Here is a 23,052-nt window from a genome sequence, read left to right on the forward strand (position 1 = left end):
GCCATTAGAGCATTGCCCCGGAACCGAGTCCCTGGAATGCGGAAAAAGCCCTAATTGCGACAGTGATCGTTATCCTGCCGCCGATTCGTCGCTACCGGGCGTGAGTAGCTATCTGCCACCCGTTTAGGGTCTGAGCTATGGACTCCATCGACCTACGGCTGATCGACCTGCTACGGGACAATGCGCGCTCGTCGTACGCCGAGCTGGCCCGCAAGGTCGGGCTCTCGGCGCCCGCCGTGCACGAGCGGGTCGGCAAGCTCGAAGCGGCCGGGACCATCCGCGGCTACCGGGCCGACGTCGACCACGAAGCCCTCGGACTCGGGGTGACCGCGCTGATCGGCATCATCGAGGACTCCGGCGCCGACACCGACGACGTGCTCGCCGCCGTGCGGAACATGCCCGAGGTGGAGAGTTGCTACTTCATGGCCGGCGTGGAGTCCTACCAGCTCACCGTGCGGGTCGGCACGATCGCCGAGCTGGAGCAGCTGATCGTGCGGATCAACCGGACCCCGGGGGTGGCCTCCACCCGGACGGCCATCGCGCTGAGCACCAAGTGGGAGAACCGCCCCCAGCCGGGCGCCGGCTCATGATTTGATGAGCGTCGAAAGGCCCGGGTAATCCACCACGAAGCCGTCGTCGTCGACGGTCAGATCCGCGCTGAACGTCTCGCTCGCGTAGCGGACGCGATGGGCGCCGAGCGGGGTATAGATCTGGTCCGCCTGCACCACCTCGAGGCTCGGCAGCAGCATCAGAGCGGCACTGATCCGGTGGGACACCCCGGTCTCCGCCGTCAGCAGCTCCAGCCGGCGGATCGGCAGCGTGTTGGTCAACGGCGAACCGCCGAGATCGACGTCGTACGCCTTGTAGAGCTGATCGGAGTCCTCGATGCCGGGCAGACCGGCCCGGGCGTGCCCGGCCGCTGACAGCACCGCGTCGAGGTTGCCCTGCTCGGCCGTCACCGCGCGCCACCGGCCCGCCGCCAACTCGAGCCGGACGTTGCGCACCCAGCCGGCGCCCTCGGTGGTGACGTCGAGGTGGGCGGTCGCCCAGCCCGGATCGGTCCGCAACTCGTAGCGGCACGTGTAGGCGATCGGCTTCACGGCCAGGATCGTTCCCCGGGCATAGAGGCCGTTACGCGCATCGACCAGGGTGTGCTCGACACCGGTCGTGTCCTTGCGGTCCCAGAAGAGCGAATCAGGCAGTGGCATGCCTCTACGTCTACCAGCTTTGCCCAAAAAAGTAGCCCCGGCACGTTCCCGTGCCGGGGCTTCCTTTACCGCTGTGGATCAGTAGGTGCGGGCCGGGCGGGCCGTGCCGAAGCGGCCACCGGTGCCGTCACGCCGGTCGTTGCGCGCGTTGTCCCGGCGGAAACCACCGGTGCGCTCGCCGTTGCGCGGGGCGAAACCGGTGCGCTCGCCGCGCGGCCGGTCGGTGAAGGTCCGGTCGCCGGTCGGCCGGTCACCGGTCGGCCGGTCACCGGCGGGGCGGTCCGCGAAGGTCCGCTCACCGGTGGTCGTCGGCCGGTCGCCGTAGGAACGCTGCGGACGGTCACCGAACGAACGGTCACCTTCCGTACGCTCCCCGCGCGGCCGGTCACTGTACGAACGCTGCGGACGGTCGCCGTAGGAGCGCTGCGGACGGTCGCCGAAGCGACCCCGCGGCCGGTCGCCACGCTCGCGGCGGGGCTCCGGCTCCTCCTTCACGGGCACACCACTGGGCTCACGAGCCCCGGTGACCTCGGCGAGTTTCTCGTCACCCAGACGAACCCGGACCTCGGACGGCGCAACGCCGGCCTTGCCCATCATCGCCTGCGTGCTGCGCCGCTGCTTCGGCAGAACCAGCGTCACGACCGCACCGGACTCGCCGGCCCGAGCCGTACGGCCGGCGCGGTGCAGGTAGTCCTTCGGGTCCTTCGGCGGGTCCACGTGCACGACCAGCGAGATGCCGTCGACGTGGATGCCGCGGGCGGCGACGTCGGTGGCCACGAGGACGTTGGTGCGGCCCTCCTTGAACTCGGCCAGCGTGCGGGTGCGAACCCGCTGCGTCTTGCCGCCGTGCAGGGCACCGGCCCGCACGCCGACCTGACGGAGCTGCTCGACCAGCCGGTCGACGCCCATCTGGGTGCGGGCGAAGACGATGGTCTTGCCCGTCCGGTTGGCGATCGCCGCGGTGATCGGGAACTTCTCCGCCGGCGGGATCAGCAGCAGGTGGTGGTCCATGGTGGACACGCTGGCCTCGGACGGGTCGGTCGAGTGCGTGACCGGGTCGTGCATGAACCGCTTGACCAGGGTGTCGACGTCACCGTCGAGAGTGGCCGAGAAGAGCAGGCGCTGGGCGTGCTCCGGGGTCTTGGCCAGCAGCTCGGTGACCTCGGGCAGGAAGCCCATGTCGGCCATCTGGTCGGCCTCGTCCAGAACGGTGACCTCAACCTCGTCGAGGTTGCAGGCGCCGCGCTCGATCAGGTCGCCGAGGCGGCCCGGCGTGGCGACGATGACCTCGACGCCGCGACGCAGCGCGTCCATCTGCCGGTCGTACGGCACGCCGCCGACTGCGGTCTTCAGGAACACGCCGACCGAGCGGCCCAGGGGCTGCAGCGCGTCGGCCACCTGCATGGCCAGCTCGCGGGTCGGCACCATGATCAGGGCCTTGGGGTGGTGCGGCTTCGCACGGCCACCCTGCGCGACCCGGGCGAGCAGCGGAAGGCCGAACGCGAGGGTCTTGCCGGAGCCGGTCTGGCCACGACCGAGAACATCCCGGCCGGCGAGCGCGTCCGGAATGGTCGCGGACTGGATCTCGAACGGCGCGTTGATGCCGTCACGAGCGAGAACGCGGGTGAGCTCGACCGGAACACCCAGGTCGGCGAAGGTCTTGCTCTCCTCGACCGGGGCGGTCGCCTCGGGGGTCGGGGTCTCTTCGGTAGCAGCGGCTGCGGGGGTTTCCTCAGTGGCAGCGGCTTCGAAAACGGACGGGAACGTGCTGGGGTCAGCGAAAGTGGTCAAGAGAACCTCTCTACGGGGGCGCATGCTCGCGAATGGCCCGCCGCGGCTGCTGAGAGCCTGACGCTGTAATGCCCGCAAGAACGCCCGTGGCGCGCGTCAGCGCGCGCCGCTTCAGTAACTGTCATAAGTGTACGGCTCAACGTTTGACACGCCGACCGCATTCCGCCCCGGCAGTGGGCAGGCTCACCCACCTCGGGGCAACCCGCCAAGAATAGGGGCACCGGGGCGGTCCGACAAATCTAGCCGAACAGGCCACCCAGCATGTCGGAGAATGCACTGCCCGCCGTGAACAGGAAAACCAGGCTCACGGTCACCAGCAGCCCGAGGACCACCAGCATCGCGATAACCACCTTCAGGTTACCTCGGCGCCGGTCGTGGATCTCGTCACGCCAGCCCTGGGCCAGGATGTGCCCGGTCAGTGAGCCGGAATTCTCCACCGCGCTCATCGAGACCGGCATTGTTGTGTCGATCATCTCGTATCCGCTGTTGCCGTAGACCGTTCCACCCGGACCGGAAAACTGACCGCGTTGCTGCGGAACGGCCGACGTCGCGTTCGGATCGAACCCTGCGGGGTAGGCCGGCGGCGGGCTCACCTGCGCGGTCGGCGTCGGAGACACACCGAACGGCTGAGTGTTAACGGCCGGACCGGCGACCCCGTACGGGTTGGCCGGGGGAGGCGGCATGGCCGCCTGCCGGGCACCCGCGGCGGGCGGCACGGTGTAGGACGGCAGACCGTACGCCGCCGGGCTTGCGGCCGGCGCCGGCGCGGACGTCGGCATGGCGGTCGTCGGCTCAGCCGCAGTCGGCATGGCGGTCGTCGGCTCGGCCGCATTCGGCATGGCGGTTGTCGGCATGGCGGTGGTCGGCATAGCGGTCGTCGGCTCGGCCGTCGTCGGGATGGTCGGTGGCGGCGGGAACGCCGGCTGCGGCGGGCCCGGGATCGGGCTGGGGCCCGGCGGGGCCGGCACGGGGCTCGGCGAGGGCGGTGAAGGCACAGGAAACGGTCCAGGTCCAGGAGGCACGGGCGAGGGGCCCGGGCCTGGCGGCACGGGTGACGGGCCGGGGCCCGGCGGAACAGGGCTGGGCGGCGTCGGGTTCGGCACCGGCGGCGCCGGCATCGGTGGGGTCGGCGCGGGACCCGGCGCCGGACTCGGCGTGGGAGCCGGGAACGGGCTGGGCTGCGGCGTCGGGAACGGGGTCGGCACCGGCGCCGGGAACGGCGTGGTCGGGTCGAACGGGCCCGGCTTCGGTGGCCCGGGCTTCGGCGGCTCAGGCTTCGCCGGCGGCGCCGGCACCGGGCGCAGCGGCTCGGGCTTCTCCGGCTCCGGTTCGGCGGGCTCCGGCTTGCCCGGCTCGGGCTCGACGGGCTCGGGGTCGGCAGGCTTGGGATCGGCCGGCTTGGGATCGCCGGGCGGCGCGGGCGTGGGGTCGCTCGGCGGCTCGGGCTCGCCCAGTTTGATCTCCACCGGCGGCTCGGCCGCGGCGGGTGGCTTGAATGACACCGAGGCGGTGCCGATCGACGTCGAGGAGACCGCGGGCTTCGGCGGCTCGGCGGGCGCGGACTCGGTCGGGCTGTTGCCGTAGACCTTGGCCGGGCCGCTCGGCCACGTCGCGGCGCGCACCGCGGCCGGGTCGGCGCTGATCGCGCCCGGGACCGAGGCGCGGGCGGCGCCGGCAGCCGGGGCGCTGGACAGCGGCCGCGAGGAGCCGTCGACCCGCTCGGGCACCAAGTCGGTGGCGGCCGGCGGGCTGACCGGGCGGGCCGAGCCGGTGACCCGAGCTGTCCCGGAACCGGCCGGCGGAGCGCTTGCGGGTTTGGCGGAAACGGGAGCGGAGGCGCTCACCGAACCGGTGCCACGACCCACGGTGGCGCGGCCGCTTGCGGCGATCGGCGGGCCGGCCGGCGGCTCGGGTGGCGGCGGCGGAGTGGAGGAGGAACCCGCGGGTGCCCACAGGGCTCCGGGGGCGGGCGGCGGCGGCGGAGCGTACGCCTCGTGGCCGTCACCGAGCGGCGGCTTGGCGCCGTCGCCGTCCGGTGTCGCCTGCCGCTCTTCCATGAACCCTCCCGACCGCGCGCCGACGGTTCGGACGTCGGACGCTGTCCCTACCGTGCCATATCCGCGCTCGTGAACACACCTGGCACCAACCGGGCCACTCGTGCGGCCGGTCGGTTACCACCGGAAAGGCGATCTTTCCCATCCGGTGGTCGACGCAAACGGACGGCTCAGTCCGCCGACGCGGACGCCCCGGCCGACGACGCCGACTGCGCTGAGCTGGCCGCGGTCGTCTCCTTGGTCGCGGTCGGCTCGCTGTCGTTGCCCCCGGTGGCCGGCGCCGTCGTGGTCGGGTCGGGCACCGGCGTGGTCTCCGCCGGCGTCGGCTGGGTCGTCGGCGCGGTGGTCGGCGTGGTCGTCGGGGTCGTGGTCGGGGTGGTCGTCGGCGTCGTGGTGGGCGTCGTCGTCGGGCCGGTGGTCGGGCCGGTCGTCGGTCCCGTGGTGGGGCCGGTCGTCGGTCCGGTCGTGGGCTTCGTCGTCGTGCCGGTCGTGGGCGACGTCGTCGGCTTGGTGGTCGTGCCGGTCGTCGGGTCGCTCGTCGGGTCCGGATCGGGGGAGCCGAGCGCGGGACCCTCGGTGACGCCCTCGACCGAGCCGAAGATCCGGGTCGCCTGGAACAGGCGCGACCAGCGGACCGGGGTGAGACGCACGTTGAGGCCGGTGCGCGGGGCCTCGACCATCATGCCGTTGCCCGCATACATCGCGACGTGGTGGATGCCGCGCCAGCTGTTGGAGTAGCTGAAGAAGAGGAGGTCGCCGGGGAGCAGCGAATAGCGGTCGACGACCTTGTTGCGGGTCTGCCAATACTGGTCGCGGGAGACGCGGGTCAGCGGGAAGCCGACCGAGTGGTACGCCGCATACATCAAGCCGGAGCAGTCGTACTGATCCGGGCCCTCCTCGGACCACACATACGGGTCGCCGCGCTGGGCCAGGGCGTAGGTCAGCGCCTGGATGGCCCGTGGGTCGGCGCCGCGGCCGGCCTCGGCACCCGCCAGATATTGAGCACCGAGTGCGCTGTCGGCGGCGGTCTCGCTGGTCTCGGCCGCGCTCAGCTCGTCGACGTGGGCGAGCTCGAGGGCCTGCTGGGCCGACTGCTTCTTGCCGAGCGTGGTGTTGACCTTGCCGTACTGCGCGACCAGGTCGTCCCAGTGCTTCTTGGCGAGGGTCTCCTCGTCGAGCGTGAGCTGGACCGCGGTCTCGCTGGACTCGATCCGGCGGGCCGCGGCCTGCTCGGTGGAGTGGTCGCCGCGCTGCAGCCGGGCCAGGTCGTCGAGACCGGCCAGGCCCGGGTCGTAGGAGCCGGGCGGCAGCGCGGCCGCCTCGAGCATCGACTTGGCGGCGGCGTCGGACGCGGCGGTGCGGGCGTCCTGCAGGGTCTCGGCGGCGGCGGCGTAGCGCTGCTCGGTCGTCTTGAACTGGGTCTGCGCGAGATCGCGGTCGGCGCCGAGCTGGATCAGCTGGTCGCCCATGGTGGCGATCTCGGCGCGGCCCTTCTCGATCTGCTGCAGCACCGGGCTGGTCGCGGAGCCGGTGAGGGTGGGCGTCACGGTCGGCGTGCTGGTGGCGGTCTGGCCGGGCATCACCAGGGTGCCGAGGGCCATCGGCCGGGAGCCGGCGTCGGGCACGGCGGGGGCGACCGGGACCTGCGGCACGGTCGGAGCGGCCAGGGCGGGAACCGGGTTGAAGAGGGCGGCGATGGCGGCGGTGGCGGCAGCCGAATACATCACGGGGCGCCACCAAGGGCGATCCGTGCCTGTTCGGCCGTCTCCGTAACGTCCTGTAGCCATGCGCTCCCCGTCCGCGACGATGGTGCCGTCGCTTTTTGTCCCTCTAAAGGCTTACCCCATGGCTCATACGGCTGTCGATTGATCAGAGATGAAAGAAGTCTGGGAATCCGAACAACGACATCGTGAGCTGGGCCGCCCCGACACCGTGCGAGGGTGATCTTGTCGGGGGTGGGACGTAGGCTCAACGACGGGTAAAAGGAAGGGGCACAGATGGACGCCGGGCTCAAACGCGAGCTGGAGGCCAAGGTCTACGCAGGTGAGCGGCTGACTCGCGAGGACGGTGTCGCGCTCTACGAGTCGGACGATCTGGCGTGGCTCGGCCGGCTGGCCCATCACAAGCGCACCGAGATGAACGGTGAGCGGGTGATGTTCAACGTCAACCGGCACCTGAACCTCACCAACGTCTGCTCGGCGAGCTGCGCTTATTGTTCCTTTCAGCGTAAACCAGGCGAAAAGGATGCGTACACCATGCGCATCGACGAAGCGGTGCGCAAGGCCAAGGAGATGGAGGACGAGCAGCTGACCGAGCTGCACATCGTCAATGGTCTCCACCCGACCCTGCCCTGGCGCTATTACCCGAAGGTGTTGCGCGAGCTGAAGGCCGCGCTGCCCGACGTCAAGCTCAAGTGCTTCACCGCCACCGAGGTCCAGTGGTTCGAGAAGATCAGCGGCCTGCCGGCCAGCGAGATCCTCGACGAGCTGATGGATGCCGGCCTCGAGTCGCTGACCGGCGGCGGCGCCGAGATCTTCGACTGGGAGGTCCGGCAGCACATCGTCGACCACGACTGTCACTGGGAAGACTGGTCACGCATCCACCGGCTCGCCCACGAGAAGGGCATGAAGACGCCGGCGACGATGCTCTACGGCCACATCGAGGAGCCGCGGCACCGGGTCGACCACGTGATGCGGCTGCGCGAGCTGCAGGACGAGACCGGCGGCTTCGCGGTCTTCATCCCGCTGCGCTACCAGCACGACTTCGTCGACTCGCAGGACGGCAAGGTCCGCAACCGCCTCCAGGAGCGCACCCGGATGGCGGCGCCGGCCGAGTCGCTGAAGACGTTCGCGGTGTCCCGGTTGATGTTCGACAACGTGCCGCACCTGAAAAACTTCTGGGTCATGCACGGCCTGTCGGTCGCCCAGCTCTCGCTCAACTTCGGCGCCGACGACCTCGACGGTTCGGTGGTGGAATACAAGATCACCCACGACGCCGACTCGTACGGGACGCCGCACACCATGCACCGCGACGACCTGCTCGACCTCATCTGGGACGCCGGTTTCCAGCCGGTCGAGCGCAACACCCGCTACGAGGTCGTCCGGGAATATGAGAAGGCCCCGTCGCTCGCATCCCGCCGCGCCGAGCCCGCAACGGTCTGGGCCTGAGGTGCCACGGCGTACCCTCGTGGGGTCATGACCGAGACCAAGAGTGAGCGGCGCCCGCGCCGTGACCCCAGCGGCCGCCTGTCCACCATCGGCGACCTGCTGGGCACCGCGCTGGCCGGGCTGGTGATCGGTGCTGTCCTGCTGCTGGCCTTCGAGGCGGTCCTGGCGCTGACCCGGGTGTCCGAGTTCGGCGGCACGAACGGCTGGCTCGCGCTGATCCTGCCGTTGTGGCTGTTCACCGAGGAGTTCCGGGCGGCCCGCGCGAGCGGGCCCTACCGTTTCGTTGCGGCGGTGCTGGGCGCCGGCTTCGGCGTGGCCGTCGGCATGAGCGTCGTCGGCGTGGTCGCCCCGCTCTTCCCCAACCTGGTCAGCGGGGTGGCCGGGGCGGCGAGCTGCACCGTGGTCTATTGCGTCGTCTGGTTCTACGGCCTGCGGTGGCTGAGCCACCGCGCGGGTTAGGAAGAGAGAGATGAGTCCCCTCGTCAAGTACACGCTGGGCCGTCTGGGCCTGTTCGTGCTGCTCTTCGTGCTGCTCCTGCCGCTCCCGCTGAACATCCTGGTCAAGGCCATGATCGCGCTGCTGTTGTCGGCGGTGCTGTCCTACTTCCTGCTGTCCGACTGGCGCAACAAGGTCGGCGAGCAGCTCGGCGACGTGGCGAGCCGCCGCGCCCAGGAGAAGGAGCGCCTGCGCGCCGCCCTGGCCGGCGACGAGGACGCGGCCACGGCCGGCGACCGCGCCACCCCGGTGGACGAGAAGGTCGACGAGAAGAAGTAGTAGCGTGCGGGGGACCGCGTCTCAGCGAAGCCGGTGTGAATCCGGCGCTGTCCCGCAACTGTGATGCCTCTTGAGGTCAAGCCAGGTCGCCTGGGCGCCGGTCGCGAAGTAGCGCTCTCGGGGAGGGGCGCCTCGCGGGCGGGCCACATTTCTGCGGGTCCTGTCGGCGAAGCACCACACGCCCGGCCGACTGGAGGACCTCATGAAACGTGTGCTCATCGCGGCGGCGACGGCTGCCGCCCTGTTGTTCGCGGGCGGATGCGGTGACGACAAAACGACCACCACTCCCACGCCCAGCTCGTCAGCCAAAGAATTTCCGGTCACGGTCGGGCAGCTGACGCTCGACAAGCGGCCCGAGCGGATCATCTCGCTGACCCCGACCGCCACCGAGATGCTGTTCGCGATCGGGGCCGGGCCGCAGGTCGCGGCGGTCGACGACCAGTCCAACTATCCGGTCAACGCGCCCAAGACCGACCTGTCCGGCTTCAAGCCGAACGCCGAGGCGATCGCGGCGAAGAACCCGGACCTGGTGGTGCTGTCCAACGACATCGACAAGATCGTGGCGCAGCTGACGACGCTGAAGGTTCCGGTCTACCTGCTGCCGGCCGCGACGAGCATGGACGACAGCTACCAGGAGATCGGCGAGCTCGGCACGCTCACCGGGCACCAGGCCGAGGCCGAGGCGGTGCACCAGCAGATGAGCACCCAGATCGACAAGATCGTGAAGGGCGTGCCGGCCCGGGCCAAGGCACTCAGCTACTACTACGAGCTCGACCCGACGCTCTACTCGGTCACCTCGAAGACCTTCGTCGGTTCGATCTTCGCGATGTTCGGGATGACCAATGTGGCCGATGCCGCCGACCCGGACGGCGCCAAGGGCGGCTACCCGCAGCTCGCCCAGGAAGCGCTGATCACCGCCAACCCGGACACGATCTTCCTGGCCGACAGCAAGTGCTGCCAGCAGTCCGCGCCGACCGTCGCGGCCCGCAAGGGCTGGAACACGATCACCGCGGTCAAGGCCGGTCAGATCTACCCGCTCGACGACGACATCGCCTCGCGCTGGGGACCCCGTACCGTCGATCTCGTCCAGTCCGTCGCCGATGCGGTGGTCAAGGTTCCGGCGTGACGCCGGGCCTGCGGCCGGCCGGCCTGCGGCCGATCTGGCTGGTGGCAGGCCTTGTCGCGGTGCTGCTCGCGCTGGTCGCCGGCCTCGCCTTCGGCTCGGTCGCGCTCCCTCCGGCGGGCGTCGCGGCCGAGTTGCTCAATCTCCTTCCGGGTGTACGCCTACACAGCGGTCTCACCGAGCGGGAGATCGCGATCGTCACCGAGCTACGCCTGCCGCGGGTGATTCTCGGCCTCCTGGTGGGCGGCATGCTGGCCCTGGCCGGCGCCGCCTACCAGGGCGTCTTCCGCAACCCGCTGGCCGACCCGCACCTGCTCGGGGTGGCGGCCGGCGCCGGGCTCGGCGTCACCGTGGTGATCGCGTTCCGATCGACCGCCGGCGAGGCCACCGCGAACCTGCCGTTCGGCGTCCCGTTCGCGGCGTTCGCGGGCGCCCTCATCGCGGTCGCGCTGACCTGGCTGTTGGGCGCGGCCGGCGGCCGGGACCGATCACCGGCCACGCTGATCCTGGCCGGGGTGGCGGTCTCGTCGTTCCTGGCCGCGGCCCAGACGTACGTCATGCAGCAGCACGTCGACACCCTGCGCGAGGTCTACTCCTGGCTGCTCGGCCGGCTGGCCACCGCGGGCTGGCACGACGTGCTGCTGATCCTGCCGTACGCCGCGGTGACCGGCGCGATCGTCCTGTCCCAGCGCCGTGAGCTCGACGTCCTGACCGTCGGCGACGAGGAGGCGACCGGCCTGGGCCTGCATCCGCAGCGCAGCCGTTACCTGCTGATCGTCGCGGCCTCGCTCGGCACCGCGGCGGCGGTGTCGGTTTCCGGCCTGATCGGGTTCGTCGGCATCATCGTCCCGCACACGATGCGCCTGCTGGCCGGCCCGAGTTACCGCTCGATCCTGCCGCTGTCGGTCCTGTTCGGCGGCGCGTTCCTGGCCCTGGCCGACCTGCTGGCCCGCACCGCGGGCGGCGCCGCCGAGATCCCGATCGGCGTGGTCACGGCGTTCTTCGGCGCCCCGTTCTTCATCGTCGTCCTCCGCACCACCCGGACGGCCGCGCCGTGAGCGCGGCGGTCGTGGTGCGCGGGCTTCGGGTGCGGCTGGAGCGGGCGCTCATCGTGGACGGGGTCGACCTCGAGGTCGACGGCGGCGAGTGGGTGACGGTGATCGGGCCGAACGGGGCCGGGAAGTCGACGGCGCTGCGGGCCATCGGCGGACTGCTCCCGTTCGAGGGGAGTGTCGAGCTCAACGGGGTGCCGGTCGACCGGCTGCCGCGGCGGGAACGGGCCAAGACGATCGCCACGGTGGCCCAGTCGCCGGTGGTGCCGCCGGCCATGCGCGTCGTCGACTACGTACTTCTGGGGCGTACCCCCTATATGCCGCCGCTCGGCCGGGAGTCGGCCGCCGACCTGGTGGCGGTCGAGGAGGTTCTCGGCGAGCTCGACCTGGAACGCTTCGCCGGGCGGCGGCTCGACACGCTCAGCGGCGGCGAACGGCAGCGGGTGTTCCTGGCCCGGGCGCTGACCCAGGGGGCCCGCATCCTGCTGCTCGACGAGCCGACCAGCGCGCTCGACATCGGACATCAGCAGGAGGTGCTGGAGCTGGTCGACCGGCTGCGCGCCGAGCGTGGCCTGACCGTGCTGGCGACGATGCACGACCTGACCACCGCCGGCGAGTACGCCGACCGCATGGTGCTGCTGTCGGCGGGCCGGGTGGTGGCAGCCGGCCCGCCGGCAGAGGTGCTGACCGAGAAGAATCTGGCCGAGCACTACAAGGTGCGGGTGCGAGTCATCGAGGGTGACCACGGCCCGCTGGTGGTTCCGGTCCGCGGTTAGGGCCGGTCCGGCCGATCACGCCGGGCTGCGGCGTGGCCCAGCCGGCGGCTGGACCTCGCCTCGCTCCCACGTGATCGGCCGGACCGGCCCTGGCTATTTCAGCAGCGCGGCCAGTGGGATGTTCTGGTTGCGGAGGGCGTTGGCCACCACGATCGCGATCTGCTGAGCGCCGTACGCCTCGAAGTGGGTGTGGTCGTTGCAGAAGAACGCGCCGACCGTGCCCGCGGTGTAGTCACCGTTGTTCGGGCAGAACTTCAGCGAGTTGTAGAGCGACACGCTCAGTGTCTGCAGGTCGATGACGGGGGAGCCGGTGGCGGTGCCGGCCGCGGTCGTCTGGGTGACGAAGCCGCGGTTCTTCACGGCCGTGCTGCCCGAGCAGGTGATCGCCGCGACCGCGGTCAGCAGCACCGGATGCGCGCCGCGGGCCAGGGCGGTCTGCGCCATCATCGTCAGCAACTGCTGGTAGCGGGCGGTGCCGACGTGCCGGGGACAGTTGGTGTCGCCGTCGTTGATGCCGAACTGGATGAACAGATAGTCACCGGCCTTCAGACCGGTGGTCGTGTTCAGCATCTGCTGCCAGCGCGACGAGTAGGTGGTCGAGCTGAGCACGCACTCACCGCTCGCATCCTTGGTGCTTGTCACGTTGCCCTCGTAGAGCCACGTCTGGATGCTGCGGCCGGCGACGGCCAGGTTCTTGACCGCGGCCCCGGAGTTGAACAGGGCCCCGAACTGGGCGCCCCAGCCGACCGGGCAGGTGGCGCTGGGGTTGGCCATCGTCGAGTCACCGGCGAGCCACACGTTGACGGTGGCGGCAGCGGCTGAGGGAGCGACTGCGGCGCAGGCCGGACCGGCCAGCGCGGCGGACACGCCGACCAGGTGAAGCGGGACGAGCAGGGCGAGAGCGACGAGCCAGCGGAGCTTCTTCATGAGGTCCTCCATCTCGGCGGCGCCGCGGGGGACGGTCGCGGCACACGCCAAGACAGTGACATTCATCTATGTGTGAGGCAAGCGCTTACCTATCGGGAGCCAGGATCGCGAACATGCCGCCCTGCGGGTCCTCGAGCACCGCGTACCGCCCGATCGACAGGTTCGTCGGCGGCCGCAGCATCTGCCCGCCGAGCGCCCGCGCGTGCATCGCCGCCCGGTCGCAGTCCTGCACCGCGAAATAGATCATCCAGTGCGCCGGCATGTCGACCGGCCAGTCCGGCGCCGACATCGGCTGGATCCCGCAGATCGGCGTCTCGTTCAGCTTCGCCACCAGATAGGGCGAAGAACCCATGGTGCTGTGCCGGAACGCCCAGCCGAACACCGAGCCGTAGAAGACCGCCGACCCGTCCAGATCGCGGGTGTTCAACTCGTTCCAGGTCAGCGAGCCGGGGATGTCGAACACGGCCGCGCCGCGCATCGTGCCCGCCTGCCAGACGCTGAACGGCGCCCCGGACGGGTCGAGGAAGGCCGCCATCCGGCCCTGGTCGAGCACGTCGAACGGAGCGACCAGAACCTTCCCGCCGGCCGCGGCCACCCGGTCGGCGACCGCGTCCGCGTCGGCGGTGGCGATGTAGGTGCTCCAGGCGGTGGGCTGGCCCTCGCCGTAGAGCGGTCCGGCCCCCGCCACCGGGCGGCCGTTGAGCATGAAGGTCGTGTATCCGCCGAACTCCTCGCCGGCCACGTCGGCCGTCCAGCCGAACAGGCCGGAGTAGAAGCGCTTCGCATCCGCGAGATCGGCGGTCCCCAAATCAACCCACGTGGGAAAGCCAGGCGTCGATGCGGTGGTCATCAGCGAATAGTGACACCGAGATCCTTTGATCAGTCTTAAGTGTCGACGTTCTAGCTGAATCGCCGGCCTTCGTCCCGCCGATAGGCCCACAAAGCCACCCCAGCCAGGGCAATCGTCCATGTGAGAAGCGACACAAGCGAGGCCGGACTAAAGGGATATTCGCCAACCGCGGCCCACATCAGACGCACCGCACCGCCGGTCGGCAGGAACGGACCGACCGTCTCGACGAAGCCGGGTGCCCACCCGGGCGCGGTCATCAGGCCGCCGCCGAACGCCAGCGGCAGGAACAGCACCTGGGCCACCACCACCGCGGCCTTCGGCGGCATCGAGTAGCCGATCGCGAGGCCCATCAGGATGAACGGCACCGAGATCAACGCGACGCAGAGGGCGGCGAGCACGAACCGGGCCGGGCTCAGCGTCGCCGCGGTCAGGAACGCCGAGATGAGTACGACCGGGAGCAGCGCGACGGCCATCAGGGCGAGGCCGGCCAGCAGGCGACCGGCGAAGCGGGGCAGGGCACCGGCAGCCAGCGTCCGAACGTACGGATCCCAGGGCTGCACCCGGTCGTCGGCCACGCCCACGCCGTACGAGAAAAGGTTGGTGCTCATCACCGCGAAGGTCAGCATCGACGCGGTCGCGAACGTCGCGAAGTGCGGATCGTCGCCGGCGTAGGGGACCACGAAGGCGAGCATCGAGGCGGCCGGCCAGATCGCGCTGCCGACGATCGCGATCGGCGTGCGCGAGGTCTCGATCAGCTGGAACCGGGCGTGGGTGAGGGTCAGCGCGGACATGCTTCCTCCAGGCGGGTCAGGCGCAGGAACGCCTCCTCCAGCGAGGCCGGGCGCACCTCCAGGTCGGCGAACGGGACATCGGCCGCGACCAGGTCGCGGACCAGCCGATCAGCGTCGGGGCTGAGCAGGTGCCAGCGGTCACCGTCGCGTTCGGTCGCGGTCACCCCGGCAAGAGCGGGCAGGGGTACGGGTGACGTCAGGCTGATCCGGCGGACGGCGACCAGGCCGCGGACCGCGTCGACGGTGTCGTCGGCCAGCACCCGGCCGCCGCCGAGCACCACCGCGCGGTCCGCCAGCGACTCGATCTCCTCCAGGTAGTGGCTGGTCAGCACGACCGTGCCGCCGTCGGCGTGGAACTGGCGGATGCCGTCCCACAGCGAGCGGCGCGCCTCGACGTCGAGGCCGGTGGTCGGCTCGTCCAGGAAGACGATCCGCGGCCGGCCGGCGAAGGCCAGCGCCACCGCGACCCGCCGTTTCTCGCCGCCGGACAGACCGCCGGTCTGCCGCCGGACAAGGTCGGTCAGCCCGAAGCGGGTGAGCAGCTCGGCGCGGGGCAGCGGGTCGGGGTAGTGCGCCCGTACGAAATCAATCACCTCGCCGACCCGCAGCGTGCCCGGCAGGCCGGTCTCCTGTGGAGTGACCCCGAGATGCCGCCGGCTTGCCGGCAGGCGCGGGTCCGCGCCGAGCAGCTCGACCCGCCCGGAGCTGGGTTTGCGGATGCCGGTGAGCAGGCTGATCAGGGTGGACTTGCCGGCGCCGTTGGGGCCGAGCACCCCGACGATCGCGCCGGCGGCGATGTCGAGCGAGACGTGGTCGAGGGCGAGGGCGTCGCCGTAACGACGGGTGACGTCGATGGCGCGGGCGAGGATCATGACTGCGCTCCCGGATCGAGCAGGGTCCGTAACGCCGCCGTGTACTCCTCGAAGGCGAGCCGACCGCGGCGGGTGAGACGGATGAGCGTGGCCGGCGTGCGGCCCTGGTGGGTCTTGGTCACCTCGACATATCCGGCGTCCTCGAGCTTGCGCAGGTGGACCGAGAGGTTGCCGGCGGTCATCCCCAGTGACTCCTGCAGGCGGGGGAAGGTGACCTTGTCGTCGTCGCGGAGGGCGGACAGCGCGGACACGACGCGCAGCCGGGCCTGGGCGTGGATGACCGGATCGAGCTCGGTGCTCTCGCTCATCGCAGCCGCCGCCAACCGAGGATGCCGGCCACGATCATGCCGCCGCCGCCGAGGCCCCCGACGATCAGCGAATGCCAGCCGGGGCCGGCCACGATGCCGGCGATGTTGACCGCGCTGGTCCAGGCGCCGAGCACGAAGAGCTGCCGGTCCTGCCAGATCGCGCTGCCGGCCATGTGCAGCGCGCCGGTGAGCGCGACCATGCCGCCGGCCCAGAGCAGCCCGGCCTTGGGGTCGGGCAACTCGGGGGCGAGCCGGCTGAAGAGCACCGAGAAGCTGAAGAAGGAGATCGACCACGACCAGCCGTAGATCAGGCCGGCCCGCGAGCTCGGCCCGCTGGTGCGCCGGAGCGGGCGGCTGCCGGCGAAGCCGGTGGTGACGCCGGCCGCGATGAACAGCAGCATCAGCGCGATGATCGGGAGCCAGTCGGGCAGGTCGGCGTAGACCCGGCCGCCGGGGCCGAAGCGCAGGAAGAACAGGCCGAAGCCGAGCAGCCAGGCGAAGCCCCACGGCCAATACATCAATCTCGGATCGGGGGCGATGTCGCGAACCAGGTTGGCCCGCTCGCGCTCGATCAGGGCGAGAGCATCGGCCGGATTGCCGAGCGGGATGTCCTCGTCCGGGGAGTCGTCGTCCGGGGAGACGCTGTCGTGGGATGGCATGCAAAGAACTTTACCGAACAAAGTCAAAGAGGTTTGTGCCATAAAGTAGGCTGCCCGCATGATCTTGCGACGAGCACGGGCCGGCGAGCTGGCGGCCATCCTGGAGTTCTGGCTGGTCGCCGCGGAGAACGACAGCCGGCCCGCCGACTCCCGGGCGGCCATCGACGCGCTGCACCGGCGCGATCCGGACGCGCTGATCGTCGCGGTCGACGGCGACGAGATCGTCGGCACCGTGATCGCCGGGTGGGACGGATGGCGCTGCCACCTCTATCGGCTCGCCGTCGCGCCGTCCCGCCGCCGGCAGGGCATCGGGCGGGCGCTCATCTCCGCTGCTGAAGAGCGGTTCCGGGGGCTCGGCGGCGGTCGCGCCGACGCGATGGTGCTCGACGACAACGCCGAGGCGCACGGAGCGTGGTCCGCCGGCGGCTATCGCCGCCAGGCGGACTGGTCCCGCTGGGTCAAACCGCTGTGAGGGCTTCCGGCAGCGGTTTCTGGTGTACGACCGAGAGCCGCGACACCGCCCGGGTCAACACCACGTAGAGCCGGTTGAGGCCGCGGGCCTCGGCCGCCACGATGTCGGCCGGCTCGTGCACGACCACATGGTCGTACTCCAAGCCCTTCGCGACCGTGGCCGGCACCACCGTGACCCGCGCCTCGGAGTCGACGTCGTCCGGCGTCGCGTTCTCGATCCCCGCCGCCGTGAGATGCGCCCGCAGGCCGGCCACCGCGGTGTCGGCCGCGATCACCGCGACCGAACCCTCGTGCTCGAGCGCCGCCGTCACCTCGACCATCGTCTCCGCGTCCAGGCTGGCGTGCTCGGGAACGGCCACGATGGACAGGTCGCCGTCGCGGCGCAGCGACACTGCCGCCGGCACGTCCACCGCGAGGGCGGACAGCAGCCGGTTGGCCAGCTCGACCACCACGGCCGGCACCCGGAACCCGACGGTCAGCGGCACCACCGCCGCGTCCGGCTTGCCGAGGTGCCCGAGGGTGTCCCGCCAGTCCGCGGCCGCCCACGGGGTGGTGCCCTGGGCCAGGTCGCCGAGCAGCGTGATCGACCCGTGCTCGCTGCGCCGCGCGATCGCCCGGGCCTGCATCGGCGACAGGTCCTGCGCCTCGTCCACCACGACGTGCCCGAAGCTGGTCTCCCGGTCGAGCAGGCCGGCCGCCTCGTCGATCAGGATCAGGTCGGCCGCGCTGAACTTCGCCGACTTCGCGGTCTTCGGGGCCTTGGTCCAGCGGATGGCGTCCTGCTCCTCGGCGGTGAGCACGTCGTCGGCCGGGTCGAGCAGCACCTCCATCACCAGCGACTCGGGCGTCACGGCCGGCCAGACCGCGTCGAGGAAGTCCTTGACCGGCGCGACCCGGCTCATCTTGCGCAGCCAGGTCTCGCCGGGCGAGTTGCCGGTGCGGTATTCGGACTGCCGTTGCAGCAGGCCGACCACCCGGGCCAGCACGCGTTCCCGGCCCAGGGCGTAGGGCAGCCCTTCGCGCCGGGCCTCGTCGACGATCCGGCGCAGCGGCTCCAGATCGATCCGCCAGCGGTAGGAGCCGTCCGACACCATGATCGGCTCGATCGGCTTGGCGATCTTCCGCCAGAGCGCGTTGCGCAGCACCTCGGCCATCCGCACGTCGTGCTTGATGCCGGTGGCCCGGTCGTCGTCGACGCCCTTGACCGGCACCCGCGCGACCAGACCGTCCACCGTGGCCTGTTTGACCTCGACCTCGCCAAGGGCGGGCAGCACCGCCGAGATGTACGACAGGAACGCCGTGTTCGGCCCGACGATCAGCACCCCCGAGCGCCGCAGTCGCTCCCGGTGCAGATAGAGCAGGAAGGCGGCCCGGTGCAGGCCGACCGCGGTCTTTCCGGTGCCCGGCGCCCCCTGCACGCAGATCGAGTCGCCCAGATCGGCCCGGACCAGCTCGTCCTGCTCGGGCTGGATGGTCGCCACGATGTCCCGCATCGGCCCGACACGCGGCCGCTCGATCTCGGCGGTCAGGATGCGGCTGCTGGTGCCCAGCTCCTCGCCGCGGTCGAGGTGCTCGTCCTCGAAGCTGGTCAGCTCCCCTTTGACGAACCCGAACCGGCGCCGGGTGGACACGCCTTGCGGGTCCCGCACGCTGGCCCGGTAGAACGATCGGGACAGCGGCGCCCGCCAGTCGAGGACCAGCGGCTCACCGGCGTCGTCGGTGACGTGCCGCCGCCCGACGTGATAGGCGAAGTCCTCGATGTCGAGCCGCCCGAAGAACAGCGGCGTGGTCGGATCGTCGGCGAGCTCGAGCACCCGCCGAGCCATGTGCCGCCCGAGCATCTCGGCGGTGTAGGCATCCCCGGCGACCTTGTCACCGGTGGAGAAGAGCGCCTCGGCGCGACCACGCATCCGCCCGAGAGCGGCTCGCGATTCACTGAGGTGCTGACGTTCGGCGGCGAGTTCGGTGTCCAGGTCAAATCCAGGCACGGTTCATCCTCAGGCCAGAGGGTGCAGGGATGCTCGCGTTCCCGAGGGCCGACCGCGGCCCGCGGCGCGAAGGACGTCCGCTGCGGTGCATGCTCACCACGGCCGTCGAAGCGGTCCACAACGTTACGCCCAAGTCATCCGCTGTCCACCGATTTTTCGACCGATCAGAGACGGCGTCGACAACCACCCGAGTTAAGAACATTCTTAACTCGGAGGTGCGCACGGTGGAGTGGGAAATCGGCAAGAGGAGATGGATGATGAGCGGAATTGAGCGTTGGCGGGACAGCGGTCACCTGGAGAAGGCCATCGAGAGCGCGGGTGGCGTGGAGGCGTTTGAGGCCAGCGTCAGCAAGATGCTGGATGAAGCTCGCGGGTGGCGGCTGGCGGAGCTGCGTAAGCGGCGGGAGATGACGCAGGAGCAGGTCGCCAAGCGGATGGGGATCTCCGTTGCGCGGGTTTCGCAGATCGAGGCGGGCGATGTCTCGACGCAGGATGTGCTGGCGCGCTACATCTCGGCGCTCGGCGGAACTCTCAAGCTCATCGCCGACTTCGGCGACGAGCAGCTCAAGGTGGCTTAGCCGCGCACTCGCGGCTCGTTGAAGAATGGGCGGCATGGCGGAGCGTGGGGTGCGGGTCAGTGATCCGCGGGTTATGCGGGCGCTTTCTCATCCGGCTCGGATCGAGATCGTGGAGTACCTGAGTGACACCGGGAAGGTGGTCACCGCTACCGAGTGTGCGGAGATCGTCGGGCTGTCGCCCAGTGCCACCAGCTATCACCTGCGGGAACTTGCCAAATATGGGCTTGTCGAGCAGGCGCCCAGCCGGGGGGACGGGCGCGAGCGGCTCTGGCAGGCGGTGGCCTCGGGGCTGCGGATCGACCCCGACTTTCAGGAGCCGGCCGCCAACGCGGCCGCCCGCGCACTCGTCGACATGTACCTCACCCGTGAACTGGAGCGGACGCGGGAGTGGTTCGGGCAGATGGACACCGAGACCGAGGAGTGGCGGAGCGTCGGGACGCTGCGCGGCAACCGGCTGCTGGTGACCCCGGACGAGCTGAAAGACCTGGTGGAACGGATCGTCGAGCTGGTCGACCAGTACCAGATCCGGGATCGGCAGGGCAGCGCGCCCGAAGGCGCTCGGGCGGTGGTCCTCAACCTCACGGCGTACCCGGAGCCGAACACGAAGGCATAGATGGGGGCTTGCGCCGACAGATGTGAAGGAATATTTTCGAAGTATGTCCTTCACATCTGATGAATCGCGCTGGGCGGATGTCTATCTGGTCTCGGGGACCCGGGCCGTCTCGGTGTGCGGCGACTTCCTCGCGGCCACCACGCTCGCCCTGGTCCTGCAGCAACGCGGGCACGGCGGGCTGGCCGTCTCCGGCCTGCTGGTGGCGGCGAGCCTGCCGCTGGCCCTGCTCGCCCCGATCGGCGGCCGGATCGCCGACCGCTTCGACAGCCGGACGATCCTGGTCGCGGCCGGCCTCATCCAATCCCTGATCTGCGTCGCGCTCGCCTTCGTGCACCAGCCGGTGGCGATCATCGGCCTGGTCGCGCTGCTGGCCGCGGGCCTGGCGGTGACCCAGCCGACGCTGGCGGCCCTGATCCCGCAGATGGTCCGCCCGGAAGACCTGCCGAAGGCGAGCGGCTTCAACCAGACCGCCGGCGTGATCGGCACGCTGATCGCCCCGCCGCTGGCCGGCGTGCTGCTCGGCCAGTTCGGGGCCCGGCCGCCGCTGCTGATCGACGCGGTCAGCTACCTCGCCCTGGTGGTGGCCGGCCTGGCCGTGAAGACCAGGCGCCGACCGGCGCTGACGGTGCAGACCGAGGCGGCGCCCTTCCGGGTCCGGGACGACCGGCTGCTGGCCATCATGATCGGGACGATGGCCGTGGTGATGGCCGGCGTGAGCGCGATCAACGTCGTCGAGATCTTCTTCATCCGCGACACGCTGCACGCCTCCACCACGACCTACGGCCTGGTGAGCGCCTGCTGGGCGGCCGGCATGCTGATCGGCAGCGTGCTCTTCGGCCGGGTGCCCCGCGCCTGGATCACCGTGCCCGTCCTGTTCCTCATCGTGGCCGGCACCTGCCTCCCGGCGGCCGTCGGCGCCCTGGCCACCAGCGCCCTCATGCTGGTGCCGCTGTTGCTGGTGGGTGGCATCTTCAACGCCGGCGTCAACGTCTTCGTCATGGTGATCATCGTCGGCCGGGTCCGGGCCGCCGCGCACGGCCGCGCCTTCGCCGCGCTGAACGGCGCCGTCCAATTGGCCGGCCTGATCGGCCTGGTGGCGGCCGGCCCACTGGTCGAGCGCTTCGACCCGCGCTGGCTGCTCGCCTCGGCGGCCGGCATCGGCCTTGTGGTCTGCCTTGCGGCAATTCCAGTCGCGCGACGCACGGCCGACAAGCCGTCGCTCGCGTCACCACAGCCCAGGATCGTTACGCCGGTAACGGCGCAGGGGTGAGCTTCCAAGCGCGGTCGGGGTCACTCGTCCTGTTTCTTCGAGCACCTTCAGCGCCCGCAGGACCTTCATGTGGCTGAGCCCAGTGCGCTGTTCGAGATCGCGGCGGCTGAGTTCGATCCCGTTTGCCAGAGCGTCCCAAACCAATTCCGTGGCGGTGCCGTCAATCCGGATCGGTGCCGGGTCGCTGACCTCCGGTGCGAGTACATACCGCGCGTGACGTCGCTCCCCCACACGCACGGCAATTCCGCGATTCACGAGGTCGGACAGTTCGGAAGTGGCTCGATGTGCCTCAAGACCGAGATTGCGCATGGTGCCGTTGGTGACGGTCCGTCCGGTGCGCATCTCGGCGAGCGCGAGATGTTGCGAAGTGGTCAGGCCGAGCTGCCCGAGACCAGCGATCCAGGCCGTTGTTGCGTCGTCGAGCAGGGCATGCCGCGGAAGTACGACCTTGAATCGAGTTATCCGATTGTGGAACTCAGGCGGAGGTGAGCCCGCTCGGCGGAGTTCGCGCAGCATGGTGGGGATGCCGCTGGCTCTGTTCTCGCAGACCATGCGGCCGGTTTCCGGCAGGCGGATGTCTTGAAGCAGCTTCGCCAGTACCGGATTGCGGCTCGAGGTAACGCCTTCGCCGCCCAGGTCATCCTCGGTAACCGCGCCGAACAGACCACCTGGATTGGCTACTACCAGGCGGTCCGCGTAGAGCGTGATTTGGACGGGTGTGCCGCGCGAGTAGGTCGAGTAGTCGCGGTGCAGCAGAGCGTTGGCCACAACTTCGCGAACAACCTCGGCAGGGTAGTCGTAGACGTCGGTTCGGCCACTTCCATCGACGAAGGATCGAACTGAGGTGTTGCGCAGTACTGCCGCCACGACCTCGTCAACGATTACGGGGATCGGACCGTCGAACGATCGATTATCGAGGAATCGGGGTCCGTTGGCCGGAACGTCTTGGGCCGAGGTGCCTGGGTATGCCACAAGTGTGGCGTTGAGCTGGGGAAAGAACTGCTGCGGATAGATGCCGAGAGCCAAAAGGCCGCCAAGCGTGGGGCGAACGACGCCATCGGTATCCTCGGCCACGACGTTGAGTCTGCGGAGAATATGAGGTTGGTCGAGGTTGGCGAATGCACGTGGCTGACGTTGACGAACCCGAGCAGCCAGCACCTGCACCTCAGTGGAGTCAAGATCCGCGAGGGTGGCGCCGGCAATGGGTTGACGGTCGTCCTCCGGCTGGCCGCGATTCGTGTGCAGGAGATGGATCTCGAAGTCGGTCAGGCGCCTGTCCCCATCGCCGCCACGAGTGAACGAGCCGTTGTACTCGCCTCGTGCCGACACGAAACAGGGCTTGAAGCGGGGGTCCAGCTCGCTGATCTCGGCGACGACCACCAGCGCGTCCTCGAACTCGACGATCTCGATCTCCGTGCGAACCGGTGGTTGGAGTTCGTCATTGCAGGCCGACGCGAGTGCACTGGCAATCCTGGCGGCGTCGAATCCAGGGGCCGGACGAAATCCGTCCTTCTCCTCAAGCCCCAAGATCACGGTGCCGCCGCGGTCATTGCTGAATGCGCTGAGTGTGTCACGGAGGGACTTCGGAAGTCCGCCTGCGGCGGCCTTTACCTCGACATCGCAGAGATCGCTGCCGGAGCGGCGAAGCAGACCCATCAGTTGAGTCAGTTGTTGCCTGTCCATCCGCGACCTCCTGCAACGGACCTTTGCAAAGGACCTTAGCAAGCCCTTGCGGAGCGATGTGGCTCACCATGCGTCCCCGCCCACGGGCAATGAGGC

Annotated in this window: 23 protein-coding genes and 1 riboswitch; of the genes, 11 read left to right on the forward strand and 12 right to left on the reverse strand. The window is 70.1% G+C overall.

Features of this window, described 5'->3' with window-relative positions; translation table 11 throughout:
• Positions 1 to 137: 137 nt before the first annotated feature.
• Positions 138 to 590 (forward strand): Lrp/AsnC family transcriptional regulator, encoded by a 453-nt coding sequence (locus tag Adu01nite_RS24080; protein ID WP_203729459.1) that lies wholly within the window; start codon positions 138 to 140, stop codon positions 588 to 590.
• On the opposite strand, the gene Adu01nite_RS24085 is transcribed toward Adu01nite_RS24080, so the two are convergent.
• From Adu01nite_RS24085 to Adu01nite_RS24100, 4 genes are all read right to left on the reverse strand, one after another.
• The gene (locus tag Adu01nite_RS24085) at positions 585 to 1,208 is read right to left on the reverse strand and encodes a putative glycolipid-binding domain-containing protein (protein ID WP_203729461.1); all 624 of its coding nucleotides are present in this window, start codon (positions 1,206 to 1,208) and stop codon (positions 585 to 587) included. The genes Adu01nite_RS24080 and Adu01nite_RS24085 overlap by 6 nt on opposite strands.
• A 78-nt stretch (positions 1,209 to 1,286) precedes the next feature.
• Positions 1,287 to 2,999, reverse strand: coding sequence for a DEAD/DEAH box helicase (locus Adu01nite_RS24090; protein ID WP_239132656.1), 1,713 nt, complete (start codon positions 2,997 to 2,999; stop codon positions 1,287 to 1,289).
• 239 nt (positions 3,000 to 3,238) lie between these two features.
• Positions 3,239 to 5,056 carry a hypothetical protein gene (locus tag Adu01nite_RS24095; protein ID WP_203729465.1) on the reverse strand — a complete coding sequence of 606 codons (1,818 nt, stop codon included), beginning with the start codon at positions 5,054 to 5,056 and terminating at the stop codon, positions 3,239 to 3,241.
• Between the two features lie 167 nt (positions 5,057 to 5,223).
• Positions 5,224 to 6,777 (reverse strand): C40 family peptidase, encoded by a 1,554-nt coding sequence (locus Adu01nite_RS24100; protein ID WP_239132674.1) that lies wholly within the window; start codon positions 6,775 to 6,777, stop codon positions 5,224 to 5,226.
• 273 nt (positions 6,778 to 7,050) lie between these two features.
• Here Adu01nite_RS24100 and mqnE point away from each other — a divergent pair, with 273 nt between their 5' ends.
• The 6 genes from mqnE to Adu01nite_RS24130 all read left to right on the forward strand — a co-directional run bounded on the left by mqnE (position 7,051) and on the right by Adu01nite_RS24130 (position 11,946).
• Positions 7,051 to 8,220, forward strand: coding sequence for an aminofutalosine synthase MqnE (gene mqnE, locus Adu01nite_RS24105; protein ID WP_203729469.1), 1,170 nt, complete (start codon positions 7,051 to 7,053; stop codon positions 8,218 to 8,220).
• A gap of 27 nt (positions 8,221 to 8,247) precedes the next feature.
• Positions 8,248 to 8,679 carry a hypothetical protein gene (locus Adu01nite_RS24110; protein WP_203729471.1) on the forward strand — a complete coding sequence of 144 codons (432 nt, stop codon included), beginning with the start codon at positions 8,248 to 8,250 and terminating at the stop codon, positions 8,677 to 8,679.
• 10 nt (positions 8,680 to 8,689) lie between these two features.
• The gene (locus Adu01nite_RS24115; protein WP_203729473.1) at positions 8,690 to 8,995 is read left to right on the forward strand and encodes a DUF4229 domain-containing protein; all 306 of its coding nucleotides are present in this window, start codon (positions 8,690 to 8,692) and stop codon (positions 8,993 to 8,995) included.
• A 29-nt stretch (positions 8,996 to 9,024) separates the two neighbouring features.
• A riboswitch (cobalamin riboswitch) is annotated at positions 9,025 to 9,081 on the forward strand.
• A gap of 116 nt (positions 9,082 to 9,197) precedes the next feature.
• On the forward strand, positions 9,198 to 10,121 hold the full coding sequence (locus tag Adu01nite_RS24120) for an ABC transporter substrate-binding protein (protein WP_203729476.1): 924 nt from the start codon (positions 9,198 to 9,200) through the stop codon (positions 10,119 to 10,121).
• Positions 10,118 to 11,176 carry a FecCD family ABC transporter permease gene (locus Adu01nite_RS24125; protein ID WP_239132657.1) on the forward strand — a complete coding sequence of 353 codons (1,059 nt, stop codon included), beginning with the start codon at positions 10,118 to 10,120 and terminating at the stop codon, positions 11,174 to 11,176. The genes Adu01nite_RS24120 and Adu01nite_RS24125 overlap by 4 nt, the downstream gene beginning before the upstream one ends.
• Positions 11,173 to 11,946, forward strand: coding sequence for an ABC transporter ATP-binding protein (locus Adu01nite_RS24130; RefSeq protein ID WP_203729478.1), 774 nt, complete (start codon positions 11,173 to 11,175; stop codon positions 11,944 to 11,946). The genes Adu01nite_RS24125 and Adu01nite_RS24130 overlap by 4 nt, the downstream gene beginning before the upstream one ends.
• 93 nt (positions 11,947 to 12,039) lie before the next feature.
• Here the strand turns inward: Adu01nite_RS24130 and Adu01nite_RS24135 are convergent, their stop codons facing one another.
• From Adu01nite_RS24135 to Adu01nite_RS24160, 6 genes are all read right to left on the reverse strand, one after another.
• Positions 12,040 to 12,873, reverse strand: a complete 834-nt coding sequence (locus Adu01nite_RS24135) for an SGNH/GDSL hydrolase family protein (RefSeq protein ID WP_239132658.1) — start codon at positions 12,871 to 12,873, stop codon at positions 12,040 to 12,042.
• 85 nt (positions 12,874 to 12,958) lie between these two features.
• The gene (locus tag Adu01nite_RS24140; RefSeq protein ID WP_203729479.1) at positions 12,959 to 13,723 is read right to left on the reverse strand and encodes a VOC family protein; all 765 of its coding nucleotides are present in this window, start codon (positions 13,721 to 13,723) and stop codon (positions 12,959 to 12,961) included.
• 50 nt (positions 13,724 to 13,773) lie between these two features.
• On the reverse strand, positions 13,774 to 14,514 hold the full coding sequence (locus Adu01nite_RS24145) for an ABC transporter permease (protein WP_203729480.1): 741 nt from the start codon (positions 14,512 to 14,514) through the stop codon (positions 13,774 to 13,776).
• On the reverse strand, positions 14,502 to 15,386 hold the full coding sequence (locus Adu01nite_RS24150; protein ID WP_203729481.1) for an ABC transporter ATP-binding protein: 885 nt from the start codon (positions 15,384 to 15,386) through the stop codon (positions 14,502 to 14,504). Before Adu01nite_RS24150 ends, Adu01nite_RS24145 begins: the two co-directional genes overlap by 13 nt.
• Entirely contained in the window at positions 15,383 to 15,694 is a 312-nt protein-coding gene (locus Adu01nite_RS24155) for a winged helix-turn-helix domain-containing protein (protein ID WP_203729482.1), read from the reverse strand. Before Adu01nite_RS24155 ends, Adu01nite_RS24150 begins: the two co-directional genes overlap by 4 nt.
• On the reverse strand, positions 15,691 to 16,353 hold the full coding sequence (locus Adu01nite_RS24160) for a transporter (protein WP_203729483.1): 663 nt from the start codon (positions 16,351 to 16,353) through the stop codon (positions 15,691 to 15,693). Before Adu01nite_RS24160 ends, Adu01nite_RS24155 begins: the two co-directional genes overlap by 4 nt.
• A gap of 58 nt (positions 16,354 to 16,411) precedes the next feature.
• Here Adu01nite_RS24160 and Adu01nite_RS24165 point away from each other — a divergent pair, with 58 nt between their 5' ends.
• Positions 16,412 to 16,825 (forward strand): GNAT family N-acetyltransferase, encoded by a 414-nt coding sequence (locus tag Adu01nite_RS24165; RefSeq protein ID WP_203729484.1) that lies wholly within the window; start codon positions 16,412 to 16,414, stop codon positions 16,823 to 16,825.
• Here Adu01nite_RS24165 and Adu01nite_RS24170 read toward each other — a convergent pair.
• On the reverse strand, positions 16,812 to 18,812 hold the full coding sequence (locus Adu01nite_RS24170; RefSeq protein WP_203729486.1) for a HelD family protein: 2,001 nt from the start codon (positions 18,810 to 18,812) through the stop codon (positions 16,812 to 16,814). The two genes, Adu01nite_RS24165 and Adu01nite_RS24170, sit on opposite strands and share 14 nt — an antisense overlap.
• A gap of 89 nt (positions 18,813 to 18,901) precedes the next feature.
• Between Adu01nite_RS24170 and Adu01nite_RS24175 the strand changes: the two genes are divergently transcribed.
• The 3 genes from Adu01nite_RS24175 to Adu01nite_RS24185 all read left to right on the forward strand — a co-directional run bounded on the left by Adu01nite_RS24175 (position 18,902) and on the right by Adu01nite_RS24185 (position 21,273).
• Positions 18,902 to 19,390 carry a transcriptional regulator gene (locus Adu01nite_RS24175; RefSeq protein WP_239132659.1) on the forward strand — a complete coding sequence of 163 codons (489 nt, stop codon included), beginning with the start codon at positions 18,902 to 18,904 and terminating at the stop codon, positions 19,388 to 19,390.
• 73 nt (positions 19,391 to 19,463) lie between these two features.
• Positions 19,464 to 20,003, forward strand: coding sequence for an ArsR family transcriptional regulator (locus Adu01nite_RS24180; protein ID WP_307836650.1), 540 nt, complete (start codon positions 19,464 to 19,466; stop codon positions 20,001 to 20,003).
• A gap of 43 nt (positions 20,004 to 20,046) precedes the next feature.
• Positions 20,047 to 21,273, forward strand: a complete 1,227-nt coding sequence (locus Adu01nite_RS24185) for an MFS transporter (protein WP_203729490.1) — start codon at positions 20,047 to 20,049, stop codon at positions 21,271 to 21,273.
• Here Adu01nite_RS24185 and Adu01nite_RS24190 read toward each other — a convergent pair.
• Positions 21,229 to 22,956, reverse strand: coding sequence for an ATP-binding protein (locus Adu01nite_RS24190; protein ID WP_203729493.1), 1,728 nt, complete (start codon positions 22,954 to 22,956; stop codon positions 21,229 to 21,231). The genes Adu01nite_RS24185 and Adu01nite_RS24190 overlap by 45 nt on opposite strands.
• Positions 22,957 to 23,052 lie beyond the last annotated feature (96 nt).

It is taken from the genome of Paractinoplanes durhamensis, assembly GCF_016862175.1.
Classification (GTDB): Bacteria; Actinomycetota; Actinomycetes; order Mycobacteriales; family Micromonosporaceae; genus Actinoplanes; species Actinoplanes durhamensis.

What these genes read in the sequence shown, in the direction of transcription:
- Adu01nite_RS24155 (WP_203729482.1), bottom strand. Translation starts at nt 15,694, where the DNA reads ATGAGCGAGAGCACCGAGCTCGATCCGGTCATCCACGCCCAGGCCCGG.
- Adu01nite_RS24135 (WP_239132658.1), bottom strand. Translation starts at nt 12,873, where the DNA reads ATGAAGAAGCTCCGCTGGCTCGTCGCTCTCGCCCTGCTCGTCCCGCTT.
- Adu01nite_RS24185 (WP_203729490.1), top strand. Translation starts at nt 20,047, where the DNA reads ATGTCCTTCACATCTGATGAATCGCGCTGGGCGGATGTCTATCTGGTC.
- Adu01nite_RS24150 (WP_203729481.1), bottom strand. Translation starts at nt 15,386, where the DNA reads ATGATCCTCGCCCGCGCCATCGACGTCACCCGTCGTTACGGCGACGCC.
- Adu01nite_RS24140 (WP_203729479.1), bottom strand. Translation starts at nt 13,723, where the DNA reads ATGACCACCGCATCGACGCCTGGCTTTCCCACGTGGGTTGATTTGGGG.
- Adu01nite_RS24095 (WP_203729465.1), bottom strand. Translation starts at nt 5,056, where the DNA reads ATGGAAGAGCGGCAGGCGACACCGGACGGCGACGGCGCCAAGCCGCCG.
- Adu01nite_RS24085 (WP_203729461.1), bottom strand. Translation starts at nt 1,208, where the DNA reads ATGCCACTGCCTGATTCGCTCTTCTGGGACCGCAAGGACACGACCGGT.
- Adu01nite_RS24100 (WP_239132674.1), bottom strand. Translation starts at nt 6,777, where the DNA reads ATGTATTCGGCTGCCGCCACCGCCGCCATCGCCGCCCTCTTCAACCCG.
- Adu01nite_RS24165 (WP_203729484.1), top strand. Translation starts at nt 16,412, where the DNA reads ATGATCTTGCGACGAGCACGGGCCGGCGAGCTGGCGGCCATCCTGGAG.
- Adu01nite_RS24145 (WP_203729480.1), bottom strand. Translation starts at nt 14,514, where the DNA reads ATGTCCGCGCTGACCCTCACCCACGCCCGGTTCCAGCTGATCGAGACC.
- Adu01nite_RS24115 (WP_203729473.1), top strand. Translation starts at nt 8,690, where the DNA reads ATGAGTCCCCTCGTCAAGTACACGCTGGGCCGTCTGGGCCTGTTCGTG.
- Adu01nite_RS24180 (WP_307836650.1), top strand. Translation starts at nt 19,464, where the DNA reads ATGCGGGCGCTTTCTCATCCGGCTCGGATCGAGATCGTGGAGTACCTG.
- Adu01nite_RS24190 (WP_203729493.1), bottom strand. Translation starts at nt 22,956, where the DNA reads ATGGACAGGCAACAACTGACTCAACTGATGGGTCTGCTTCGCCGCTCC.
- Adu01nite_RS24080 (WP_203729459.1), top strand. Translation starts at nt 138, where the DNA reads ATGGACTCCATCGACCTACGGCTGATCGACCTGCTACGGGACAATGCG.
- Adu01nite_RS24175 (WP_239132659.1), top strand. Translation starts at nt 18,902, where the DNA reads ATGCTCACCACGGCCGTCGAAGCGGTCCACAACGTTACGCCCAAGTCA.
- mqnE (WP_203729469.1), top strand. Translation starts at nt 7,051, where the DNA reads ATGGACGCCGGGCTCAAACGCGAGCTGGAGGCCAAGGTCTACGCAGGT.
- Adu01nite_RS24110 (WP_203729471.1), top strand. Translation starts at nt 8,248, where the DNA reads ATGACCGAGACCAAGAGTGAGCGGCGCCCGCGCCGTGACCCCAGCGGC.
- Adu01nite_RS24120 (WP_203729476.1), top strand. Translation starts at nt 9,198, where the DNA reads ATGAAACGTGTGCTCATCGCGGCGGCGACGGCTGCCGCCCTGTTGTTC.
- Adu01nite_RS24160 (WP_203729483.1), bottom strand. Translation starts at nt 16,353, where the DNA reads ATGCCATCCCACGACAGCGTCTCCCCGGACGACGACTCCCCGGACGAG.